Origin of the sequence: Mesorhizobium sp. M1E.F.Ca.ET.063.01.1.1, assembly GCF_003998155.1 — a bacterium.
Lineage (GTDB): Bacteria > Pseudomonadota > Alphaproteobacteria > Rhizobiales > Rhizobiaceae > Mesorhizobium.
On record NZ_RZSC01000360.1, the window covers coordinates 1 to 5,826 of the forward strand.

The 5,826-nt window shown below is 62.7% G+C and carries 5 protein-coding genes; 2 read left to right on the top strand and 3 right to left on the bottom strand.

Annotated features, from left to right (window positions below; genetic code table 11):
* Both EOA29_RS22425 and EOA29_RS22430 read right to left on the bottom strand, forming a co-directional pair.
* Positions 1 to 1,765: ParB/RepB/Spo0J family partition protein (locus EOA29_RS22425; protein WP_145969743.1), on the bottom strand; the 1,765-nt coding region annotated here is incomplete at its 3' end.
* Positions 1,766 to 1,956: 191 nt separating this feature from the next.
* Positions 1,957 to 3,153, bottom strand: coding sequence for a DUF932 domain-containing protein (locus EOA29_RS22430; RefSeq protein ID WP_127221569.1), 1,197 nt, complete (start codon positions 3,151 to 3,153; stop codon positions 1,957 to 1,959).
* A gap of 340 nt (positions 3,154 to 3,493) precedes the next feature.
* Between EOA29_RS22430 and EOA29_RS22435 the strand changes: the two genes are divergently transcribed.
* Complete coding sequence (locus EOA29_RS22435; protein WP_127221571.1) at positions 3,494 to 4,690, top strand: DUF1173 domain-containing protein; 1,197 nt, start codon at positions 3,494 to 3,496, stop codon at positions 4,688 to 4,690.
* A 367-nt stretch (positions 4,691 to 5,057) separates the two neighbouring features.
* Positions 5,058 to 5,486 carry a MucR family transcriptional regulator gene (locus tag EOA29_RS22440; protein WP_127221573.1) on the top strand — a complete coding sequence of 143 codons (429 nt, stop codon included), beginning with the start codon at positions 5,058 to 5,060 and terminating at the stop codon, positions 5,484 to 5,486.
* A gap of 178 nt (positions 5,487 to 5,664) precedes the next feature.
* Here the strand turns inward: EOA29_RS22440 and EOA29_RS22445 are convergent.
* The coding region (locus tag EOA29_RS22445; protein WP_145969744.1) for a cold-shock protein at positions 5,665 to 5,826 on the bottom strand (162 nt) is incomplete at its 5' end.

The window sequence follows — 5,826 nt, forward strand, 5'->3', positions numbered from 1 at the left end:
ACTGGAGAGCGCGGGCAAGAACATCGGTATGCGCCAGTGCTCCCGGGCGCCTGTTCCAGGGCTCGACGACGGCATTTAGCGAGAGCGCGGCGCAGTGCGCAAAGAGCGCCTTGCGGCTTGCCTCATCGAGACCAAGGAGAAAATCCCAGAGATCGCCTTCGCTTTGCGGGAGATCACGATCCCAGCCCTCATGGCGTTCCGCGATCTCCTTTGCCCAGGGCGTCTCGCCCAGGTCCTGAACTTGGCCGAAGCTGTTGCTCCTCATGCTGATCTCAAGGCAGGTGTCCTGAGCAAAGCGATAGAAGGCCTGCAGCGTGAGCGCATGAAGGACCGCGAGAAAGGCGATGTCGACGTCGCTCGCGAGCGCGTTGCGCAGTGCCAGCGTGCGCTGCGCTGTCAAGTCGAAGACGAGGCGTTCGGGCAACGGCTTGATGCCGTCGTCCTCGACTTCCTCATTTGGATCGGGTGCCCCGTTCACGGGTTGGCCGACGACAACCCAGTTGGCGACGCCGTCAGCCGAACAGGGCGCATCGCCCTTCTCGCCCTCCCCACCATCGATGCCATTGCCGGCCTCGGCGCGCGGCTCGTCCTCAGGGCGAACGAAACCGGGCTCGACCTGAAGCTGCCCATCGGCCGCGAGCGTCACGAAGACGCCCGCGATCGGCTTCTGCGCGGGATCGTAGAGGCGCGGACGATCATCCAGGGCGTCGAGTTCAGCCCCGAGCCGGTCGAGCTTTGCCTCGACCGCTTCGTCGGCCTCGTCGGCTGCGGCGTATCCTGAATCGAGCTTTTCGTACTCGGCCTTGATCGCGGCGTAACGCGCGATCTCTTCGGCGCTCAGTTCCCGCGGTTCGGCATAGATGCGCCGCATGCCGGAAGTGTGGCCGTAAGGGAAGCTGATCGCCGGCTCGACCCACTTCCAGCCTTCGGTGCGGATCGCCTCCGCATCCACCTTCAGCTTGTCGAAGACGAGCTGCTCGAGAAGTGCGGCGTCCTGGAACCAGCCGCCGCCATCCTGCTCGAACAGGTCACGCAGCACGATGCCGCCGGCCGCCTCGTAGGCTTGCGCGCCGACATAGACGGCGCGGCGGTCATCGGCACGGACGGTGGTCTCCGTCAGCAGACGCTTGATGTAGTAGGGCTCCTGCATATGGGAGGTCGAAACACGCTCCCACACCTGTTCCTGGCGCACTTGATCGTCGGTGATCGAAAACGCCATGAGCTGATCGAGCCGGATCTCGTCCTTCTCGTAGAGTTCGAGCAGCTTTGGCGACACTGACGCGAGCTTCAGACGCTGCTTCACCGTGGCTGCCGACACGAAGAACCGGGCGGCGATCTCTTCGACGTCGAGGCCCTGGTCGCTAAGGGTCTTGAATGCCCGGAACTGGTCGAGCGGATGGAGGTTTTCGCGATGGATGTTCTCAGCGAGCGAATCTTCTTCCGCCGAGGTGGTGGCCCCGCGATTGACGATGCAGGGGATGGGCTCGTCCTTAGCCAGCCGCTTCTGCTTGATGAGCATGCCGAGCGCCAGATAACGACGCCCGCCGGCGGGCACCTCAAACGTGCCAGTCTCCTGGCCGTCTTCGGCAAGCACGGGTCGCACATTCAGGCTCTGAAGGAGCTTTCGCCGCGCAATGTCGTCGGCAAGCTGCTCGATCGACACGCCGTCCTTCACGCGGCGAACGTTCATCTGCGACAACACGAGCTTGTCATAGCCAATGTTTTCCGCGGCATTCATAGCGATCTTCTGGTTGGCCTTTGCCATTGTCAGGGTCTCCATGACGGGCGGCCCGGGGCCTCTCCCCGAACCTCCTAGCCCGTCAGAAACCTCCCCTCCCCCCTCTGTCTCTCGTCCGCCGCTGGCGGCAAACGAAAGGTCCGCCGCTTCAGACTGCGACGCCGGATACCGGTGACGAAAGGGCGTCTTTGCGCCGAGGCGTTGTGCCAGCAGCGCAGTCACGAAGACCGATCGAGAAGCTTCTTCGCCTTGCCCTCCATGTCGAGCCGTACATCCTGGTGCTGTTTGTCGCGCGCGATGCGGGTGATGCCCTGGACGAAATCAAAGATACTCTCAGGCGGCCGGCCTTCCTCGAGCAGCACCGTGTCGATGATCCTGGTCGTCTCGGCCCTGGAGAAGCCGCGCTTGCGCAGAAACTCCGCGCGGCCCTCATCATCGCGGGCGACGATCCGCTCCCGCGCGGCCTTGATGCCGTTGACGAAGGGCATGGGCGAGGATTCGGCGAACTGGATCAGCGCCGGCTCCGCCTCGCGGGCGAAGCGCTGCGGGGCGAATTTGCTATGCCGGATGGTGATTTCCTCGAAATCCTCAACGCCCCACAAATTCCTGTTTTGACATACCGCGCGCAGGTAGAAGCTGGCGATGCCGAGGGATCTCGCCCCGACTTCCGAGTTCCAGCAGTAGAACCCCCTGAAATAAAGATCCGGCTCGCCATTCGGCAGCTTGCCGGCCTCAATCGGGTTGAGATCGTCGACCAGAAAGATGAACACGTCGCGATCGGAGGCATAGAGCGTCGTCGTGTCCTTCGAGACGTCGACATTGGGATTGTAGACGCCGCTCGACCAGTCGAGTACGCCCGGCACTTTCCAGCGTGTGTCACCTGTGCCGTCGCCGGCGATCTTGCGGACGGCCTCGACAAGATAGCTATCGAATATACGGCCATAGTCGGGCCCGGTGACCGCGCGCAGTTCGACGCGGTCTCTGTCGATCTCGAGCGTCTTGACCTGTTCTGCCCTGTGCGAGGTCAGGCCGAATTGCAGGTTGATTGCGGCGAGCGGCGCGGGAAGCTGGCGCAGGTAATTCGCCGGCGCGCCGACCAGGCTGGCGAGCTGCCCGAAGCTCCAGTGGGTCGGGGCGACTGGTGCCCCGGCGCCGGGCAGCATGAGCGTCAGCCGCTCTGGATTGTCGCGGCTGGCCTCAACGCGGATTGCCTCGCTTTCGACGATGCGCGTACGGCTGCGCTCGGATCGCCGCTTCACCGAATTGTTGAGATCGGCCAGCGAAAGATAGCGCTCGTCCGGCGGGCGGTTGAACCACTCGGACGAGACGCGGCCAATGCGCTCGCCGCGGCTGAGATCCACCTTGTAACCATTGGTTCCGATCCGGTTGGGCACCTGAATTTCCATCTGGGTCATAGCACTCGCTCCGCGGCGGACGCCAGGAGCCACTCTCCAGGCCTTCATCCGCCGCCCCGCATTCCGCTCCACCCTCTCCCTCTGCCGGCACCAGCGTAGCCAGCCGGAGCGCCGCGTTCGCGTGCACATCCGAATGGTGAAAACCGGTCGAAGATCGGTTTTCAGCGGAGGCGGGGGGCCAGGAAGACACCGACCTCACCTGGTCACCACTGAGGATCGGTCGGACGCCCTCAAGGGGCTCATTGACCTCCCGGCGACAACAATCCCGGTTGCCATGCTGGCGAAACCATGACTCAATGCACGTCCAGGGGATGCGGCGGCGTCCGGAGCGATGGAGGCGATGCGACGCTTCAGAATTGCTGATCAGGTTATTGAGGAAGCGGCATCCAACCTGCAGGCGGTGCTTGTGGATGCCTACCAGCGCAAGATTCGGCCACTTTGCTCGTGCAGGGAGCCGGGTGCGGCGATGTATATTGCCCGGGTCGGCGACCAGTACATCGTCAAGCGTATGCCCTCCTCAGGCGGCGGGCATGATCCGTCCTGTTCGTCCTACGATCCGCCAGACGAGCTATCAGGTCTCGGGATGCTGATGGGCAGCGCAATCCAGGTCGATCCCGAGAGTGGGTTGGCGTCGCTCAAGCTGGATTTCAGCCTGTCGAAGGTCGGCAGCCGGGCCAGACCTGTGGCCGCTGCCGGCAACTCCGACAGCGTAGTCGGCGACGCGAGGAAATTGTCCTTGCGCAGCCTGCTTCACTATCTTTGGCACGAAGCCGAATTGACGGCGTGGACGTCACGCTGGACCGGCAAGCGCCATTGGTGGAACATCCGTTGGCACCTGATTGAGGCCGCCCGCCAGATGACGGCGAAGGGCGGCATGTTGAGTGAGATCCTGTTCGTGCCGGAGCCATTCCGGTCCGCCGACAAGACCGGGATCGAGCAGCGACGTGTCTTGGCGCTCGCGCCTGCCCTGCCGCCGGCGACAGGTCCGAGGCGGCTGATGATCCTGGTTGGCGAGGTCAAGGAGTTCGTGCCGGCGCGTAGCGGCCACAAGCTGATCATCAAGCACATGCCGGGGTTCGTATTCCTGGTCGACGATGGGCTTTATCGCCGGCTTCAGTCTCGCTTCGAGACCGAGCTCATGCTGTGGGACGCTGATGAGGCGTCCCACCTGATCGCGATCGCCACATTTGCGCTCACCGCGACCGGGCTCGCCGTCATCGAGGAACTGGCGCTGATGGCGGTGGCGGAAAACTGGGTGCCTTACGAGTCCGCCTACGAAAAGAAGCTGGTCGATGCACTGGCCAGCGTGAACACGCGCAGCATAAAGGGCCTGCGCTACAATTTGCCGGCGGATCGGCCGGCAGCGGCCGCCTTGTTGCATGGGCAGGCGCGGCCGACCGCGCTTTACATCGTCCCGCCAACTTCCGAACCGTCCTACATGGATGCGCTTGAGGAGTTGATCGCCTCGCGACCCGACATCGATGCCTGGCAATGGAGGACGGCGGAGGGAGAAATGCCGCCGCTGCCCGCCGCATGACCGCTTAATGCAGCGGTCTGGCCGACGGCGCCCGCATGCAACGACACGCGAAGAAGAGGCGAAAGCCCACCCGGCTGTGGCCGAGTGGGCTTGGATGTCGGTACGCAGCACTTATCCGCTCCGTGAAGGTCGCATCTGATGGTTAAGATTGGATTAGAATTGTTCATCATCAACGCACCCGAACGGGATGCCATGCATTTTTAAGCGGGGCATCAATGCAGGCCTCGTTTTTCTCGCCGTTACCACAATCGTGTGTTGCCTGGGGCCGCGCTCTTTGGAGGAACGCCTGCTGCAACTTTCATTGCGTTCTATTCCTGCCATCATTAGTGAAGCCAAATTTCGTCCACGATCAAACTAGGAGCATTCCGTGACAGAAGAAGCCGAGAACAATACCGACGCTCTCATCGAGCTTACCGCCGACGTCGTGTCTGCGTACGTTTCAAACAATCCAGTACCCGTGGGCGAACTTCCGGCCCTGATCGACCAAGTGCATGCTGCGTTGAAGGGCACGATCGGTGGAGCGGCCGCCAAGCCTGAGGAGCTCAAGCCTGCAGTCCCGGTCAGAAAGTCGGTCACGCCCGACTACATCATCAGCTTGGAGGACGGAAAAAAGTTCAAGTCGCTGAAGCGGCATCTTTCTACCCACTATGGTCTGACGCCCGACGAATACCGCGCCAAGTGGGGGCTGCCGGCGGACTATCCGATGGTTGCGCCCAACTATGCCGCAGCGCGCTCAGCTTTGGCCAAGACCATGGGTCTGGGTAGAAAGACCAAGCCGAACAAGCCGCGCTTGTAAAGAGGGCCCGCAACAACGGCGCGGCCTGAACGTTGTCGGGCTCCGGAACGCGAAAGGCGGGAGAACCCCGCCTTCGCTGAGACGTTCTAATTCACCCCGGTTGCGCCACGCTCGATTTCATCTGCGGCGGCCGGTATATGCGTCGCCATCGGCCTGCTCTTGGGCACGCCAGCGGCAGTCAGCTTGCTTTGCTGAGATTGCCGGCCGAGGATTTCCCGGTGCGGCGGTCCTGCTCGATTTCATAGTTGACCTTTTGGCCATCAGCGAGCGTCGAGAGACCCGCGCGCTCCACTGCAGAAATGTGCACGAACACGTCCGGTCCACCGCCATCAGGCTGGAT

Bases quoted from the DNA above. Each gene is read 5' to 3' on its own strand.
- EOA29_RS22430 (WP_127221569.1), bottom strand. From the start codon at position 3,153: ATGACCCAGATGGAAATTCAGGTGCCCAACCGGATCGGAACCAATGGT.
- EOA29_RS22435 (WP_127221571.1), top strand. From the start codon at position 3,494: ATGCGACGCTTCAGAATTGCTGATCAGGTTATTGAGGAAGCGGCATCC.